The organism is Edaphobacter modestus, from assembly GCF_004217555.1.
Classification (GTDB): domain Bacteria; phylum Acidobacteriota; class Terriglobia; order Terriglobales; family Acidobacteriaceae; genus Edaphobacter; species Edaphobacter modestus.
Genome location: NZ_SHKW01000002.1, coordinates 1 through 16,936, shown reverse-complemented (window position 1 = coordinate 16,936; position 16,936 = coordinate 1). Strand labels below are relative to the sequence as shown.

At 59.8% G+C, this 16,936-nt stretch carries 11 protein-coding genes and 1 pseudogene; 7 read left to right on the top strand and 5 right to left on the bottom strand.

From position 1 onward, the window contains the following. Nucleotides 1–34: 34 nt before the first annotated feature. Both BDD14_RS25985 and BDD14_RS25980 read right to left on the bottom strand, forming a co-directional pair. Nucleotides 35–3,334 carry an alpha-mannosidase gene (locus tag BDD14_RS25985; RefSeq protein ID WP_242618289.1) on the bottom strand — a complete coding sequence of 1,100 codons (3,300 nt, stop codon included), beginning with the start codon at nt 3,332–3,334 and terminating at the stop codon, nt 35–37. A gap of 78 nt (nt 3,335–3,412) precedes the next feature. Then, nucleotides 3,413–5,818 carry a glycosyl hydrolase family 95 catalytic domain-containing protein gene (locus tag BDD14_RS25980; RefSeq protein ID WP_130423674.1) on the bottom strand — a complete coding sequence of 802 codons (2,406 nt, stop codon included), beginning with the start codon at nt 5,816–5,818 and terminating at the stop codon, nt 3,413–3,415. A 630-nt stretch (nt 5,819–6,448) separates the two neighbouring features. On the opposite strand from BDD14_RS25980, the pseudogene BDD14_RS25975 reads away from it, so the two are divergent. Further along, nucleotides 6,449–6,778 (top strand): annotated as a pseudogene (locus BDD14_RS25975) (helix-turn-helix domain-containing protein); the annotation flags it as partial. Between the two features lie 778 nt (nt 6,779–7,556). On the opposite strand, the gene BDD14_RS25970 reads toward BDD14_RS25975, so the two are convergent. The 3 genes from BDD14_RS25970 to BDD14_RS25960 all read right to left on the bottom strand — a co-directional run bounded on the left by BDD14_RS25970 (nt 7,557) and on the right by BDD14_RS25960 (nt 9,653). Then, nucleotides 7,557–8,456, bottom strand: coding sequence for a pirin family protein (locus BDD14_RS25970; RefSeq protein WP_130423670.1), 900 nt, complete (start codon nt 8,454–8,456; stop codon nt 7,557–7,559). A gap of 80 nt (nt 8,457–8,536) precedes the next feature. Then, the gene (locus BDD14_RS25965) at nt 8,537–9,091 is read right to left on the bottom strand and encodes a YceI family protein (RefSeq protein ID WP_130423668.1); all 555 of its coding nucleotides are present in this window, start codon (nt 9,089–9,091) and stop codon (nt 8,537–8,539) included. Between the two features lie 97 nt (nt 9,092–9,188). After that, nucleotides 9,189–9,653, bottom strand: a complete 465-nt coding sequence (locus BDD14_RS25960; RefSeq protein ID WP_130423666.1) for a MarR family winged helix-turn-helix transcriptional regulator — start codon at nt 9,651–9,653, stop codon at nt 9,189–9,191. 197 nt (nt 9,654–9,850) lie between these two features. Here BDD14_RS25960 and BDD14_RS25955 point away from each other — a divergent pair, with 197 nt between their 5' ends. The 6 genes from BDD14_RS25955 to BDD14_RS25930 all read left to right on the top strand — a co-directional run. Next, entirely contained in the window at nt 9,851–11,659 is a 1,809-nt protein-coding gene (locus BDD14_RS25955; protein WP_130423664.1) for a tyrosine-type recombinase/integrase, read from the top strand. 249 nt (nt 11,660–11,908) lie between these two features. Continuing rightward, complete coding sequence (locus BDD14_RS25950; RefSeq protein WP_130423662.1) at nt 11,909–12,253, top strand: PadR family transcriptional regulator; 345 nt, start codon at nt 11,909–11,911, stop codon at nt 12,251–12,253. 2 nt (nt 12,254–12,255) lie between these two features. After that, nucleotides 12,256–14,967, top strand: a complete 2,712-nt coding sequence (locus tag BDD14_RS25945; RefSeq protein ID WP_130423660.1) for an ABC transporter permease — start codon at nt 12,256–12,258, stop codon at nt 14,965–14,967. A 585-nt stretch (nt 14,968–15,552) separates the two neighbouring features. Continuing rightward, nucleotides 15,553–16,158, top strand: coding sequence for a hypothetical protein (locus BDD14_RS25940; protein WP_130423658.1), 606 nt, complete (start codon nt 15,553–15,555; stop codon nt 16,156–16,158). Between the two features lie 54 nt (nt 16,159–16,212). After that, nucleotides 16,213–16,494, top strand: a complete 282-nt coding sequence (locus BDD14_RS25935; RefSeq protein WP_207231896.1) for a hypothetical protein — start codon at nt 16,213–16,215, stop codon at nt 16,492–16,494. Between the two features lie 181 nt (nt 16,495–16,675). Then, nucleotides 16,676–16,936: DNA-primase RepB domain-containing protein (locus tag BDD14_RS25930; protein WP_242618288.1), on the top strand; the 261-nt coding region annotated here is incomplete at its 3' end.

Below are 16,936 nucleotides of genomic sequence, written 5' to 3'. Positions count from 1 at the left end.
CCGCTCTGTGTGCACGACGAAAAGAGTGGTCCGACTAAGGTGTTGCCGGAGCCGCCGCGGGATAATCGACCTGCACCGTGACGATTTCGTAGGGGTGAACCGGAACCCGTACTGTGTTTCCCCCCTCAATGGAGATGGACGAACCGGCGGGCTGCTCCATCAGATTGTCCAGCTGAGCCTTCAAAGCGCCAGGAGGAACCTGAATCCGGACGTCCCCTTGCTTTCCGCTCCACTCGTACAGCCGGAAGACGAGGGCGTTGCTGTCCTCGGCCTTCTTGACCGCCGTCAGGACGACGTTCTGCGCGTCCGGCGCGACGAAGGAGTGCGTGGCCGGCAGGGAGCCGGCGTGGGCCTGAACCTGGAGCGCCTCGAGCTTGTAGTTGTACTCGTAGCCTCGGCGCACCGTCAGAGCCTGCTTCCAGTCCCCTCCATGCGGATAGAGAGCATAGCTGAAGTGGTGATGACCACGGTCGGCGTTGGGGTCGGGGTCGGTAGGAGAACGAAGCAGCGAGATGCGCAGCGTATGACCGGCGGCGTCATAGCCGTACTTCGACTCGTTGATCAGGCTGAAGCCGTGCTGCTGGTCCCCTAGATCGGCCCACCGAATCGCGGGAACCTCGAACTTCGCCTTTTCCCAGCTGTTATTCCGCGTCGTCGGACGCTGAATCGTGCCATAGGGAATCTCGTAGGTAGCCATCGGACTGGTCGCGGCAAGCTCGAACGCGGCCTTCAGAAGCACATGCGTCTCATGCCAGTCGATGTCGTTGACCACGTTCACTTGGTCCGATCCGTTATAGAGAACGATGTCCTGAACGAACTTCGAGCCCTGCCAGGAGCGGGTGATGCGGACGACGGCCCGAACTGGATTCTCCTCAACAAGCTTCACCGACTCCGCAGTGTCGAGCTTCGTCGCGGAGTCCTCGAAGTCCGCGTCGATGTTCCATGCATCGAACATCTTCGGCTTGTCCTTGAAGGCCACCAGCTCGTTGCCGCAGCTTCCCTTCGACAGCGTCTCGAAGTTTGTCTTCTTGTCGTACAGGCTGGTGATGCAGCCCGTCTTCGGATCGATGGTCACCTTCAGAAGGCTGTTCTCGAGGGACGTTCCCCTCGCCTTCAGGTCGCTGGGGAACGTCCTGTTGCCGGCCACGACGCGCGCCACCTCATAGCCCAGCGACGGCAGGTCCCGGGCCTGAATCAAGAGGTGATAGGTGTTGGTCTTCTTGTCGCTGGAGACGACGAGCGAGGGAAGCACCTGTCCCTGGGGATCGACGACCGAAACGCCCGACGGCGTGGCCGCGGGCATCTGGACGTCTGCCTCCACCACACCCGAGCGCTTCCATCCCAGCGGATTCATGATGAGCAGCGGAACGGCGTTCGGCGTTGCCACGCGCGTATCGACCCGCGATTCCAGCGTGCGCATCGACTTCGCGTCCACCTCGTCGGTGACGCGTCGAACCTGGTCGTAGTCATCCTGCGCATCCTTATAGATGACGCCGATGCCCGAGCCCGCAGCCAGATCGTGGAACTGGTTGAACGTGATCTTCTTCCAGGCGTCCGTGATCTGATCGCCGGGATAAGGCTGGCCGTCAAGCCAGGCCAGCGAGGCGTACTTCTCGGCGTTGAGGACCTCGACCTCAGCCTGCCGCATATTGCGCTTGTGATTGCTCTGAGTGGTAAACACACCGCGATGGAACTCAAGATACAGCTCGTCGTTCCAGGTCGGGATGCTGATCTTGCCGTCCGGCGGAGTGGGCAGCTGGGTCTTGCCGGCCGCCGCTGTCTCGTAGTTCCATGTTGGAGAGTCGGAGACGATCCGCCCCTGAACATCGTCGAAGTAGTTCTGGGACGTGCCGAACTTCATCGTGGGAATCGTCCTGTCGGCGGCCTTCCACTGCTCGCCTTCGTCGAGCAGAGCGCGGGTCGGGCCTCCTCCGTGATCTCCGACGCCATACAGATCCATCATGTTGTCGAGGCCTGGGTTCAGCTTTCGCGCGTGCAGTAGATCGTTCGATAGCCGGATGGGGTTGAAGTTCGCATTGCCGTATCCATCGGGAAAGTAGCTCAGCACCTTGCTGCCATCGGGGGACTGCCACCAGAACAGCTTCAGCGGAAGCTGGTTGGTCTCGTTCCACGACATCTTCTGGGTGACAAAGTAATCGATCCCCGATTTCTTATAGATCTGCGGTAACTGCCAGTTATACCCGAAGGAGTCCGGGTTCCAGCCGATGCGGACGTCGATGCCGTAGAGCTGCTTGTAGGTGCGCTTGCCGATCAGAAGCTGCCGCGCCAGCGACTCGCCGTCCGGCATATTCAGGTCAGGCTCGACCCACATGCCGCCCACGATCTCCCATCGCCCTTCCTTGATGCGCTGCTTGATCCGGTCATTGAGCTGCGGATACTTCTCCGCCATCCACACGTTGTACTGCGCCGCCGACTGCGTATAGGTATAGTGCGGATACTCATCCATCAGCTGCGCGGCGGAGCCGAAGGTGCGCTTCACCACATCCACCGTCTCGGTCCAGGGCCAGAGCCAGGCCGCATCGATGTGCGAGTTCCCGGAGAGATGGAAGGTCCCCGCCTGGAGTGTCGGCTTGAGGGCGTCGAGCAGCTGCTTCGATTTCTGGAGCGACTCGTCAAAGGCCTGCGGATCGCTCGTGTCGAGCGCCTTCAGGTTGACCGCCTCGATCGCCTGTTCCACAGAGGCCTTGCGCTCGGGCGCAAGCGAGGGGACCAGCAGCGCCGCCGACAGCAGCTCTTTGCGCAGGACCTCGGGATTGGGCCGGTTCGGCGCAAAGTCGAGATGAAACTCCATGCGCCGCAGCCGCTTGGGATCGTTCGTCTTGCCGAGATGAATCGCAAGCAGGAGCTTGTCGCCTGGCTTGATCGGATTCAGCAGCACGAGCGGCTCCATGTCCTCGCCTCTCGCGATCCGCTTGCCGTCGGCGTAGACCACCACGTCGCCGCGCGTCGGCCCCATAAGCCAGAGCTTCGCGCCTGTCGGATCATAGCCGTTGATCGTCTTCGGGATCTCGATCCGCTTGCGCAGCCAGACCTCATCCGTTGAAGCCGTATACGGAATCTGGATGGTCTTCCACGACGAATCGTTCAGCGCCTCCGACGATCCATCCGGCAGAGCTCCCGCGTGATAGCGCAGGTCGCCCACGGGCAGGCTTCCCAGATGCTCCAGCCGCTCCATCACCGCCTGCGACGCCGGCGAGAGGCTCTTCAGCGCCGTCTCCGTCTGAGCCGCGGCCGAGTAGGTCACGCCGATCTGCTGCGCCGATGCCGCCACGCAGGATGCCGCCATCGCGACAAGGAATCCTATCTTCGTCAATGCTCGCTGCCTTCTTCCCACAGACATATCTCCCCTTCCAATCTTTCGCTCGATCCAATGCAGAACAATCAGGACCCGTTATTCCAGTCCAATCCTCACCTTGCCCAGCCTTCTGGCTGAGTGCGCGCGTTCTCCCGTTATCTGTTCAAAACGTTCTTCGGTCGTGCGGGCCGCATGACGCTTCAACCAATAATGTCCGCCCGCAATCGCCTGAAAGCTGAGGACCGGACCTGCATCCGCCTTCACGACCGTCCGTCCGGTAGCCCCAAGCACCACATCGACCGGCACACCGGGCCAAGGATTCCTGACTCGCATCCTTTGCGGCATCCCGGTCTCGATCACCGCGGTGGTCACGACTCCATCGCGAGTCTGCACATTCACCTTCGTCTTTCCTCGGACGAAGACGCTTCCATCGACATCCCACCCCGGAGGAACGGCGGGGGCGATCCGCAGCAGGCCGTCATATTGCTGCGCCAGCATCTCGTGCAGGGCGAGGGCGACCACGCCAACCTGCTCGACGTAGAACTCTCCATACTGTTTGTCCCAGTTGGCCAAGCCGTTGGGGCTGTGCTGCGAGCTCTCCGTGATCTTGACCAGCGTGTCTTTCACCTCCGAGCCCAGGCCCAGCCGCGCGGCCTGAACCGGATCGAAGCTCCAGTCGGCGACTCCCGAAAAAAGTCGGTGCTCGTAGGTGCGCCGCGCCAGTGCGAACATAGGCGAGTTGTCTCCGATCAGGTTGTAGGGCCACACTGGCTCGAGGCCGATGTTCTCCGCATTCTGGTTCTTTGCCTCAGGGAGGTACGATTCGGCGATCATGTCCTGGCCCGCGCCATCCTCCTGCGAGGTCAGCAAGGTTCGTTCGCCCGACACGGGCGTGCGCGGAAACGGCGGAATCTTCGGCAGTGCCGCCTGAAGTCTGCTCACAAGATCCGCATCTCGTCCCAGCAACCTGGCCGCCTGAATCACCACAGGGTAAAGCGCGCGCGCGGCGGCGATGTCGGTCGTCGGGTCCTTTACATCCCACTGCGTCTCATGGGCGTTCGAAGGAGAGGTGTGCAGCAGACCATCCGGCCCCAGCTTCTGATAGGCCAGCAGGAAACGCGCCGAAGCAGCCATCACCGGGTAGTTGCTGGCAAGAAATGCGCGATCGTTCGTCGCCAGATACTGCTCCCAGATCCACAGCGAAACCTCGGCGCCCGTGGTCAGCGTGCGGGAGTTATAGTACGGCTTGAACTCGATCCCGCAGTCGTAACCGATGCTCACCGGCTTCCAGCTTGCTTCATACTCGATGCCGCGACCGTTGAATCGCATCGTCTCCGGGACGCAGGCTCCGGGACGTCCCTCCATGTGGCGTTTTGTCCACTGCTCGATGCTCGGAAGGTTCTCGCGGTAAAGGTTGAAGTAAGGCGCATTCAGCTCCCGCACGCCGGCGCCCAGGTTCGCGGCAACCTGCATGCGCAGGTTCCACTGCCAGAAAGAAGAAGAGTCCCATCGATGCGCATCGCGGGCTGAGGACAGCATGTCGGCCACCCCGGCCTGCGATCCCGGATACTCCGTCCCCTTCTCTGCCGCGGCGGCGAACAGATAGATGTTGCGGAGATTCTCCATGTACTCGCCGCTTCCATCCGCCGAGGTGATCCTGATCGTGGCGGCGCGATTCCAATAGCCATGCCACCACGTCTGATGGGCCGTGGGATCGCGATCAACCAGAGCGGCCTGGACCCGCTTCGACTGGGCCTGTCGTCCATCGAAGTGCGGAGCGGCGACCAGAATGCGGAAGTGTCCGTCCTGATAGGGCTTGAAGGAGATCTCGATTGTTCTCGAGTCCTTTACTCTGACCGAGACGTCGCGCCCGTCCGCAGTGATTGCCGACAGAGACCCGAAGGCGCGTCCGGACGACTCCGGGCGCTCGCTATCGATCCAGGATTCCGACAGCATCCCTACCTTGCCCTCGGTCACTGCCCGGGGAGAGCGCGGCTCCCATAGCCTCAACTCCGCCGTCTGCGTCTTCTCCGCGGGCGCCCCGATGACATCGAAGATCAGGGTATCGGAGCCAGGCTGCACATAGGCTGCCACCTCCATGCCGCCCCCCCGCTCACGGAACTCTCCGTTATAAAGGTCCAGCCTGCCGGAGTAGTCGCCTGCGCGGGTCAGCTCGGCCAACACGGGGAGAATCACCTGTCCCGGCGAGAGCCGGTCGGGAAACGTATCGGCGCGGTTCAGTTGCGCTGTCAGACCTTCCTGCGACCAGACAGCCACGCCCAGTCTCCCGTTCCCAAGAGACATCGCCTCGCCCGCGTCTTGGTTCGGACGGGACAGAACGATTTCGGACCGGCTCAGCACTCCTGCAACATCGACATGAAAGTGTCCGTTCTTCCAGGCCGTGGAGGTCGTATTCGAATTGGAAGAACCCGTGCCCGCGTTTGCTCCAACTGCCAATCCAAAAAAGATCGAAGAGACGATGACTCCTCTTGCCTTCTTCAAACCGCCCCCTGAGATTCTGACTTTAGCTTTTTCAGAACGAAGGATCACGCTAATCGAGCGAGGCTTTGTGCCGCAACGTTAGCTTCGCGCTCTAACGTCTCCGCATCTTCCTAACACTATTTGTTCTGTCTGGGTCTGGAGGATCTAACAGTAGTTACATTGCGATTCCGTTTTTGAAATGGGTTAACACGAGCCAAGCCATGTTCGTCGATAAATCGCAGCGCCGCGGTCTGCGCCTGAAAGCTGACAAAATCATCGGGGTGCCTGGCCACGTCTTCGCGCAGACTGTCGAGCATCCGCGCGTCACCGCTATCCATTTCAACCGTGATTCGAGGCGTCCGAGCAGGGCTCTGCCAAGCCGTATTCACCGTCGCAATCGCCGAACCGGACTTAAGGCCAGGAGCAAAGGCATGTTTGACCAGAAAGCTAGCATCCCCCCTGTCTATGGCCGATCAAAGAAGGTCGAAGTTGCAATGCTTTGCTCCCCTTCTCAACAGAGAGAGATCGTCTGTAGCGGCGGAGAGGTTGCCCGCAAGCGGGGGTGAACTCATTGTTCCCGCAAAGTCCGGCGGTCTCAACCGGTCGGTGCAACACCATCTGATATGAATTCATTTTCTAAAGGTGGTGTTTATGGCACCAGGAAAACGGGACAGGCTTTCCACGGAGCAGCGGATCGACATGTGGCGCCGCTGGAAGGCGGGCGAGTCGTTGCATGACATTGGACGTGCCTTCGGTAAGGGGCATGGTTCTATTCGGTTCCTATTGACGCAGCGCGGCGGGATAGTTCCTGCTGCTCGTCGGCGCTCGTTGCGAACGCTCACGCGGGCCGAGCGGGAAGACATCTCACGTGGAATTGCATCCGGTTCGTCGATTCGGGAGATTGCCCATGGGTTGCAACGGCCTGTGTCGACAGTGAGCCGGGAGGTGGCGCGTCATGGCGGGCGGCCACTCTATCGAGCCATCTAATGATCGCAATTACCGCTGCGGCGACGATTCCTAAAATAGCGAGAAGAATATACAGCAAATAAACCATGGGAATGTCATATATGTCGTCTTTCATGGTGGCCCTTTCCCCTTCCACTTCAATCCGAAGACCAAAATCGGCCCCGAAGCAGAAAATAGATTCGAAGCGCGCGCTAAGTTTGCAACGGCTTTTGATCGATAGAGACCAACGATTGTTGCGGGCTGGCCAGCCCGCAACGAACCAGAATCGCGCCCATGACGAAGCATGCAATTGCGGTGGCTCGTAATATCGGTTCATGTGCTGGTCCCAGCCATCGGATATACGCAAAGGGAGAGTCCTGGTTGTATTTCGTAAAGAGACCGCAAACGCCGCAGATCATGCAGATCAAGCCCAATAGGAAGCAGAGCCACTGTTCTGCAACCACAATGCGTGGAACTATGCGGGGGGTCCTGTCATCTCTTTTTGTATTCTGGCCTCCCCGTCGGGATGCCGGGGTCCGATCATCAGCGATGCGCACATGATCCTTATGAAAGCTGCCGGCGAGTGTTTCGTCCGAACCTCTGAATTGATTCGCCTTCACGCGTGTGTCTTCGCCGGTCGTCACTGCACATTTCCCTTCAACCTGGATAGGAGATCAGTGGTTGTGAATCTGCAAGCGGTGCCTTAGTGCGCACCGCCACCCGTTGTTTTCGCCTTTTTCTTAGAGAACAAGACAGAAGCGCTCGCCATGGGCACGAAGCCCAGAGCTCCGAATTTTGCCCACATGAGCACTCCCTACCGGATGAACGTTCCGTTCTCCAGCTCATGCATCGCCTGCCGCAGCTCCATCTGGGTGTTCATCACAATCGGTCCATGCCACGCCACCGGCTCCTCGATCGGCTTACCCGAGACCAGCAGGAAGCGAATCCCCAACGGCCCCGCCTGCACCACGATCTCATCGCCACGATCGAACAGCACCAGCGAGTGATTGCCGATGTCGTACACCGCCTCTGCATGCGGATCGATCGCCTGCTCCGTCAGCACCGCCTGCGGCGCCGACGCATCCCGGAAGGTGCCCGATCCGGCAAACACATACGCAAACGCGTTGCGCGTAATGTCCACCTTCAGCCGCTTTCGCCGGCGCGGAGCCACCGACACATCCACATAGTGCGGATCCGCCGCCACGCCCTTCACCGGCCCCTTCTTGCCCCAGAACTCGCCGCTGATCACCCGGACATGTGTGCCGTCATCGTCGGTCACCTCCGGGATCGCACTCGCCGGAATGTCCTGGTAGCGCGGCGCCGTCATCTTCAGCGACGCAGGCAGGTTCGCCCACAGCTGAAAGCCATGCATCCGTCCCTGCGCATCGCCCTTGGGCATCTCCTGGTGCAGAATCCCACGGCCCGCGGTCATCCACTGCACATCGCCCGCCGTCATGCTGCCCCGGTTGCCCAGGCTGTCGCCATGCTCCACCGATCCCGCGAGCACATACGTAATCGTCTCGATCCCCCGGTGCGGGTGCCACGGAAACCCCGCCAGATAGTCCGCCGGGTTGTTGTTGCGAAAGTCGTCCAGCAGCAGAAACGGATCGAACTCCTTGGTCTTTCCGAAACCGAAGGCTCGCTCCAGCTTCACCCCCGCTCCCTCCCGCGTAGCCTGTGTATGTATAACTTCCTTCACTGCACGAAGTGACATCGCGTTTCCTCCTTTTGCGCCGCCAGAACACGTTGCTGCTATGCCCTGGCGGCGAATCCTTCCAATCTCCACCGCCGCCCTTACGCCTGCTTCACAAACTGCAGGTCCAGAGTGATGCCGATATCCTCGCCCACCATCAATCCGCCGGCCTCGAGCGCCGCATTCCAGGTCAGCCCGAAGTCCTTGCGGTTGATCTTCGTCGTCGCCGCCACGCCGATGCGAGTATTGCCCCAGGGATCCTTCGCCGCCGGCGTCGGTCCCTCCACCGCAAACGCCACGCTGCGGGTGACACCCTTGATCGTCAGGTCGCCCGTAAGCACAACCTCCCCATCCGACTTCAACGCGATGTGGGTTGACCTCAGTTGCATCGTCGGAAACTGCTCGGCGTCGAAGAAGTCCGCACCTTTCAGGTGGGCATCGCGGCCTTCATCCCGTGTGTGGATCGACGCAATCTCGATCGCGGCCTCCACGCTCGACTGCGTCAGATCGGCCTCATGCAGCGACAGAGTGCCGTTCAGGCCCGTGAACTGACCCTTCACGTTGGAGATCATCATGTGCTTGACCTTGAACTCGACAACCGAGTGAGTCGGATCGACGTTCCAGGTGGTGATGGCGGGGGTAGCAACTGTGCTCATAGTGGTGTGTCCTTTTTCAGATGGTTTGAATTGTGTTGCTTCAGTGATTTGATTCGTTGCAATGACATTCGTTGCAACAACTATATGGCGAAAAAATTTAATTCGGAGCTCGGCGCGCTAGACGCAGCAGATCCGTCAGCACGTGTAACCGTTCGATCCCAAGGTGCCCCAGCCGCTCGCGATGCGCCGCACGCACGGGTTCATCCAGCCGCGCCAGCGTCTCCAACCCCTCCGGCGTAATCCGGGTCCAGACCGTCCGCCGATCCTTGCTCTCCCGGCAGCGCGAGATCAACGTTCTCTTCTCCAGACGGTCCAGCAGCCGCGTAATGTCCGAGTCCCGCGTCACCATGCGGTTGCCGATCTCCCCGCACGGCAGCCCTTCCGGCGCCCCGCGCAGAATCCGCAGGACGTTGTACTGCGTCGACGAAAGATCCTCCGCCTTCAACACCTGCGCAAACCGATGCGACAGAGCCTCCATCGTCCGCATCATCTCCAGATACATCACCTCCTCCGGGCTGGAGCCCGGCTTTGGCTTGCGATCGATTTGGACAGTGGCTTTCATCTACATTTCAACAATATTCGTTGCAACGATCATTGTCAAGAGGATTGATGGGGTGCCAGCAGCTGCGACTAAAGAGGGCCCCGTCGGAGACCGGTGAGCCTTTTTTGCCCTAGCGTAACCCCAGCCCATTCGGTAGGCTTTTCTGATTGGCGCGGCGGACCATACCTTACTCGGACGACGGTACAGGCTCTCAGGGCATGCAAGAACTGCTCCTCGAGTGGGGCTATGGGATGACCGGCACACGCAAGAAGGTAATGCGGACCGTCTTCGAAGCGCTCCTGTTCATTCGATCTCCGCACCTGAGCGAGTTGAAGCTGGAGCACCTTGAGGCACTGATTGCACGCAGACCGCGGCATGTCGGCAGTTGGTGCATCGTTGCTTTTTCCCGCGTATTAGCCAGTATGGGCACAGTGCCCGAGGCGATGGAGATCAAGCGTCCAGTGCTGAGCAATAGATCATCTCCGGCACTTACTCGCGGTGTGCCTGCAGAGTGGATGCGGCTCTGCAACACATGGTTCGACCGTTCCGCGTATGCGGAGCGGTCCAGAGTACAGAGCTTCTACTTCCTGTTGAACGTCGGAAGATGGCTCGGTCATACGCATCCCACAGCGACTTCCCCAGCCGATTGGAACCGTGATCTCGCCACGGAACTTGTCTCTGTCGTTTGCCAGTGGCACGGTGGCGACTGGTGCAGCGTCGATCCGGCGCATGTGAAGAGCCGTGGCAAGATACTCGCGCCCAGTACAAGGGCAGGCCGCATCGCCGCGCTCCGTATCTTCTTTCGTGACCTACAGGAGTGGGAGCTGATCCCCCGTAGGTTCGACCCCATGCGTCACCTGACCGCGCCCAGGAGTCTGGTCGGCCTCATCGGACCGAACCCACGCGTTATAGCGGACGATATCTGGGCCAAGCTCGTTTGGGCCGGCCTGAACATCACTGCGGAAGATCTTCCCTATAAAGGTCCCACGCGACCTTCTGGCCTGCACCACAGCGCCTATCCGATCGAGATGTGCCGGGCACTCGTCGTTACCTGGCTGTTTGCGGGCCTTCGCAACAACGAAATCATCTGTTTGCGGTTAGGCTGTATTCGCTGGCAACGGGAAGACGCTACGGTCCCAGGTACCGGAGAACTTCTTCCAGGCGATGCTGTCTGCCTCCTTGATGTTCCCGTAAACAAGACCGGAACGGCATTCACCAAGCCCGTAGACCGCCTCGTTGGTGAAGCCATCGCTGCATGGGAGAAGGTGCGACCGCAAGGCAACAAGCTCTCCGATTGGAAGACTGGCGAGGTCGTTTCATTCCTCTTTCTGATTCGCAACACGACAGTTGGCAAGCACTATCTCAACCGGACCATAATTCCCGCGTTGTGTAGGAAGGCTGGCGTTCCGCTCGCCGACGTTCGAGGCAACATCACCACACACCGGGCGCGGTCGACTATTGCGTCTCAGCTTTTCAACGCAAAAGAGCCGATGACGCTCTTTGAACTGCAGGAGTGGTTGGGCCATGCAAGTCCCTCTGCAACCCAGCACTACGCAAAGATCACTCCGCTAAAGCTGGCGAAATCTTATGCCGACGCAGGCTATTTCGCGCGTAACCTCCGGGCGATTGAAGTCCTCATCGACCAGGATGCCGTTCGTACCGGGATTGCTCCAGCAGATCCATGGAAGTTTTACGATCTTGGGCACGGCTACTGCACCTACGATTTCTTCGAGCAGTGCCCGCATCGCATGGCCTGCGCCAAGTGCGACTTCTACATGCCCAAGCAGTCTTCAGCCGCCCTTCTGCTCGAAGGCAAGGCGAACCTGCTGCGCCTGCTTCAGGAGATTCCACTCGGCGAGGCGGAAGAGGCCGCCGTGGAGGACGGCGTTGCTGCCTACGAAAAGCTCTTGCTGAAGCTGACAGACATACCGACGCCTGCTGGTCCGACCCAGAGACAGATTGGCAGCGACCTCGTGCAGATTACGGCCTTGAGACCATCGCGAACAACATCATCGGATCACTTGTAACCTGTTGGATTGATCCGACAAGCCCGTGACCAAGAGGAACTGGTAGCCGGAGCCGTGGATTGATTTGGACCATATGATCCGGGTTACTAATTGCGAATTTCAAATGGCGTTCCTCATCTCATGTAATCGCTCTGCCATTGAGAAACTGCAAAAGCACGGAACAATTCGACAAAGCGTTGCGTAAAGCTCTTCTGTGGACATTCCAAAGGAGAAAGTGATAGCTCCTTTGCAGTATCCAAAGGAGTAGACATGGCAACGGACAAATCTGAGGTTTTACAGGGGACGCTGGATCTTATGATCCTCAAGACGCTGCAGGCGTTAGGCCCGCTGCATGGCTTTGGGATTGCACGGCGCATCGAGCAGTTGAGCGAAGACGTGCTGACGTTGAATGAGGGCACCGTCTATACATCGCTCCTGCGGCTGCAGCAGAAGAGCTGGATCGCCAGCGAGTGGGGTGTCTCCGAGAACAATCGGCGCGCCCGGTTCTACAGCATCACCAGGCGCGGGATGAAGCAGCTCGCCGTCGAGACAGAGAACTGGGAGCGCATTGCAGCGGTGATTGGCCGCGTGCTGGCGCTCGAGGCAAAGGCTTAGTCATGTCTGACCGCGTGCTGACATTCATGGCAAAGCTGAAGGCACTCTTTGCGCAGAGACGAGCCGACAGTGCCTTCGACGAAGAGATGAGTACGCATCTGGAGATGCTCGCGGAGAAGTATGAGCGCGAGGGCATGAGCGCGCGGGAAGCAGCGCGAGCGGCACGGCGACAGTTTGGCAATACGGCTTTGCTGAAACAGCGACAGAGGGAATCGAGGACAACGATGTTCTTTGCGAATGTGTGGCGGGATGTACGGTACGGTGTGCGGCAGTTGGCGAAGACGCCGGTGTTCACCATCGTGTGTGTGCTGACCCTTGCGTTGGGCGTGGGTGCCAATACAGCCGTCTTCAGCGTGATGCATGCGGTGCTGATGAAGATGCTGCCTGTCGAGGACGCCTCGCGTGTCTTCTATGTGCACACAACGGGATACCCGGACGGTGCCTCGCAGACAGGCGACCCGAATACCTCCTTCTCATACCCTGTCTATCGAGCCTTACGCGAGCAAGGCGGCCTGCAGGAGGTCATGACCTTCATCCCCATGTCCACCAGCGGCAAGGCCCCGGTACGCGTCGGCACCATGCCGGAGGAGGCCGCGGGCGACATGGTCAGCGGCAACTACTTCCGCGGGCTGGGCGTCGGCACGGAGCTTGGCCGCGGCTTTGCCGAGGAGGATGAGGACGACCACGCGCCCGTCGTCGTCCTCAGCGAGAGCTTCTGGGCCACGCACTATGAGCGCAGCCGCGACGTGCTCGGCAAGACGCTCTACATCAAGTCGATTCCGTTCACCATTGTGGGTGTGGCGGCGAAGGGATTCGAAGGCACCGAAGGAAAGCTGCCGCTGGACCTCTGGATTCCCCTGCAGAGCAGGCCCGAGTTCAATGCGTGGGGGAGTCCGGCAGAGGATGGCATGTACCTGACCGAGCAAAAGTTCTGGTGCATGAAGCTGATGGTCCGCACGGCGCCGGGCGTCAGCCGGGAACAGGCGTTGGCGAAGGCGCAGGGCCTCTTTGAACGGGCAGCGTACACCGGCGTTGCACAGAAGCGCGCGGGCGACGAGACGTACCGGCTTTCGTTCAATGAGGCCAAGCAGTTCGACAGTCAGGATGGCTCCTTCGCCCGGGCGTTGACGATGCTGATGACGATGGTAGGCCTGGTCCTGCTGATCGCGATGAGCAACGTCGTGATGCTGCTCATCGCGCGCAACGCCAGCAGGCAGCGAGAGTTCAGCGTCCGACTCGCGCTCGGCGCAGGCCGTAGGGAGATCGCCCGGCAGCTCCTTACCGAAAGCTTCTTGCTCGTCGCACTCGGCGGTTCCGCAGCGTGGTTCTTCGCAGTGGGCGCAACGCGTGCCCTCGGATCATGGGCGCAGATTCAATCGAACCTGCAGCCGGATGGAGTGGTTTTGGGGTTCACACTAGGCGTGCTCTTACTGCTGGCGCTGGTGTTTGGGCTCGCCCCATTGCGGTCTGCCATGTCGAGTGGCCCGGAGCTCGTGCTCCGCAGCTCCGCGACAGTATCCCAGTCCAGCTCGCAGCAGGTGCGTGCCGGCAATGCGGTCATCGTTACGCAGATCGCCCTGTGCGTGGTGTTGCTGGTGGGCGCGGGGCTGCTCCTCGGGACCTTGCGCAACCTTTTGAAGACACCCCTCGGCCAGAAGCCACAGGGCCTGCTTGTCTTCGGTGTGCATCCGCAGCACGCGCATACGAAGGAAGAAAGTATCACCTTCTTCGTTGCGCTGCAGCAGAGGCTGCGGACGATCCCCGGTGGGGAGAGCGTCTCGATGGCGAGCAGTCGGCCCGGCTCCGGATGGTCCAGCAACAACGCGGGTGTCACAGTGGACGGGCACAAGCCGAATGGGGTTGAACCGGGGCAGGCAAACTTTCGAAAGAACACCGTAGGCGCGGACTACTTTCGCACCATGGGTGTCCCGCTCGTGCAGGGAAGAGACTTCTCCGATGCCGACTCCACGTCCGCCCCAGAGGTGTTGATCGTGAATGAGACCTTCGCGAAGAAGTATGTCGGAACCTTGAATGCGGTAGGCCACGTGCTCACCAACTCGAAAGGCGGCCATCCGATCCTCATCGTGGGCGTGGTGAAAGACCACAAGTACACCAGCATCACCGAAGAGGCGATGCCGATGCTCTGGACGGTGTTTACGCAGGGTGGTGCGGTGAGTCAACTCGACATCGAGATGCGTGTGCCCGGCGATCCCATGGCGATGCTGCCGACCGTGCGCAAGGTCATCGCCCAGATCGATCCCGACATGCCTCTGCTGGCGCCGATGACACAGAGCGCGGTCTTCGAGCAGTCCATCGCGCAGCAGGCTCTCTTCGCCCGTCTCGCCGGCTGCTTCGGTGTGCTGGCTGTGGTGCTTATTGCGACAGGGCTCTACGGAACGCTTGCATACCGCGTAAACCGTCGCACTGCGGAGATCGGGGTGCGCATGGCGCTAGGTGCGAAGCGTTCGCAGGTGGTGTGGATGGTGCTGCGCGGAAGCCTGCTGTTGTGTGCGACAGGCGTTGTAATTGGTGTGCCGCTCGCTATGGCGGCTGGCAAGGGACTGGAGAGTTCGTTGTACGGAATGAAACCGCTCGATCTTGAGAGCTACTTATTCGCGATTCTTGGTGTTGCTCTTGTAGCTCTGCTAGCGAGCGCGGTGCCTGCAGGACGTGCAGCGAGCGTGAATCCTACGAGTGCGTTGCGCCTGGAGTAGATGTAGTTCGAGTCGTGAGCATAGGAATGGCCAGTAGTAGTTCGGAAGCTGGATACTCGAGCAACTTCAGGTCATATAGACAATGAACAAGGCAAGTTTCCTCTTTACTTCCGAGTCGTCGGCAACTCAGAGACAATCCACTGATCAAAAAAAAATGAGGCAAATACTTCCTTGACGGTGATCTCTCCTCACGCTGGGAGTGCGCCGGTGGCGGGCCAGCGGAAAATACTTGCCAGTTGCCCTGATTCCACATAATGCCTCTCCGGACCCTGCTATCAAATCAAGCTCACCGCGCATATCGACCGCGAGATTGCAGCCCGTCCCGAGCTTATCCAGATCGAGAACGGCTGGAGGAACGCACGAGAGCAGAGGCCCGGAGCCGTCCAGCGCGGCCACTTCCGCGAGATCGAAACGGTAGTCGAGAACCCGGACGCCGAGCCCGCCCCGCCGTGTGCAGCCACTAAGCCCGCAATCATCGTCTATGGCAAGCGCGTAGGAACCACTCTCACCGTATGCACAGACGACGATTGTCCCGTACACGACCCACGAGCAGCAGCAGAAGAAGCCGCCAATCCAGTCCCCACAATGGCACCCGCGCCCGAGGCCGAGACACAGGAAGAGGCCGAGGAACGCCAGCGCAACTACGAACAGCAACGAAAGGAGTACGAGCAGGAGCAGGAGCGGAAAGCCGAAGAGCGGAAGCAGCAGTTCGAGCGGGAACAGAAGGAGCATGAAGCCGAACGCGCCCGGAGAGAGAAGGTGCATAAGGCGCGTGTATCCAAGTTCGACCGCATTCTCGACAAGGCTCCAGTCATGTTCAGCGCGGCGCAGTTGAGGGTGTTTCTTCGCGCCCTCGTGAATATTGACCCTTACACCTTCGATGACGTAGCGGAACAGCTTGCCGCCAACGACGAGAACAACCAGCAGACCTCCGAAGAGATTCTGCTTTCCACCATCGACGGACTACCAGATGACAAGCTCACCGGGTTTGCCCTCCGGCTTGTCTTTACTGGACACACACCCATTCCACGCGAAAGCGAGATCGACTTTCTAACCGAAGCCGAAGCCGCGTTTGCTCCCCCACAACCCAAGAAGACGGCCAGCAAGACGGCGAAGGCACCCACACCGATCAAGGCCACTCAAAAGAACGCAGCGAAGAAGAAGACGGCTAAGAAACAAGTTGCAGCCTAACCCGAAGCGGGAGTCAGCTCACCGGCTCCCGCTCTTTTCCAAAAGGAGGAGATCATGTTTCAGTTCAGCTACAAACTCAAGGTCGCCGAGCGGGTGAAGGCGAAGTGCGAACGGCATCCACGTTACAACCCGGAGCGAGAAGGACGTGGTGGAATCAAGGGTGGATGCTCCATTTGCTTCTCTCTCTTCGACCTGCATCAGGCGAGGCTATCGCTGGACGCCGCTCACAGGGAGTTTCTAAGAAGAGCATTGCCCTGGACTCGGGTTCGACGATCCCGTACTAAGCCGCAGTTCCCAAAACAGGATGAACCACCCATGCAAAATACCACCCTCTGAGTCGGGGTTGCGTTTGCAGCCCCCTTCTCTTCGCAAAAAAGTGGGCAATGGTGTCAAAAAGTGCCTCTCTCATCCCGCTTAGATAGTAGATGCCAAGATTCGCCCACTCAAAGGCGGGCGGCGGGGGCCGTTCCTCCCCCGCACCCCTCCCAAGCCAAAAGGCATCTGGAAGGAGACATCGATGGACATGACCGAATCCACTGTTCGCATCATGCTCACTGCTATCGAGGCACCGCTCTACGATGTCGGTGTCCTCAGTGAGCGTGGAATGCTTCCGGGACTCGACGGCATCTCGGCCGCGGCGGTCCTCGAAAGGCTTTCTCTGGTCAAGTACCGCAATGCCCACGGCTCGCACATCTACATCCGTCCATCGGGCGAGCATCGCTTCACCACGCTCGACGATCTCAGCGAGACCTCCCTCGCCAGGCTCTCGGCCGACGGC

Excerpts from the sequence above, each read along its gene's own strand:
- BDD14_RS25940 (WP_130423658.1), top strand. The coding sequence starts at position 15,553 with ATGGCACCCGCGCCCGAGGCCGAGACACAGGAAGAGGCCGAGGAACGC.
- BDD14_RS25960 (WP_130423666.1), bottom strand. The coding sequence starts at position 9,653 with ATGAAAGCCACTGTCCAAATCGATCGCAAGCCAAAGCCGGGCTCCAGC.
- BDD14_RS25965 (WP_130423668.1), bottom strand. The coding sequence starts at position 9,091 with ATGAGCACAGTTGCTACCCCCGCCATCACCACCTGGAACGTCGATCCG.
- BDD14_RS25950 (WP_130423662.1), top strand. The coding sequence starts at position 11,909 with ATGGCAACGGACAAATCTGAGGTTTTACAGGGGACGCTGGATCTTATG.
- BDD14_RS25935 (WP_207231896.1), top strand. The coding sequence starts at position 16,213 with ATGTTTCAGTTCAGCTACAAACTCAAGGTCGCCGAGCGGGTGAAGGCG.
- BDD14_RS25955 (WP_130423664.1), top strand. The coding sequence starts at position 9,851 with ATGCAAGAACTGCTCCTCGAGTGGGGCTATGGGATGACCGGCACACGC.
- BDD14_RS25970 (WP_130423670.1), bottom strand. The coding sequence starts at position 8,456 with ATGTCACTTCGTGCAGTGAAGGAAGTTATACATACACAGGCTACGCGG.
- BDD14_RS25945 (WP_130423660.1), top strand. The coding sequence starts at position 12,256 with ATGTCTGACCGCGTGCTGACATTCATGGCAAAGCTGAAGGCACTCTTT.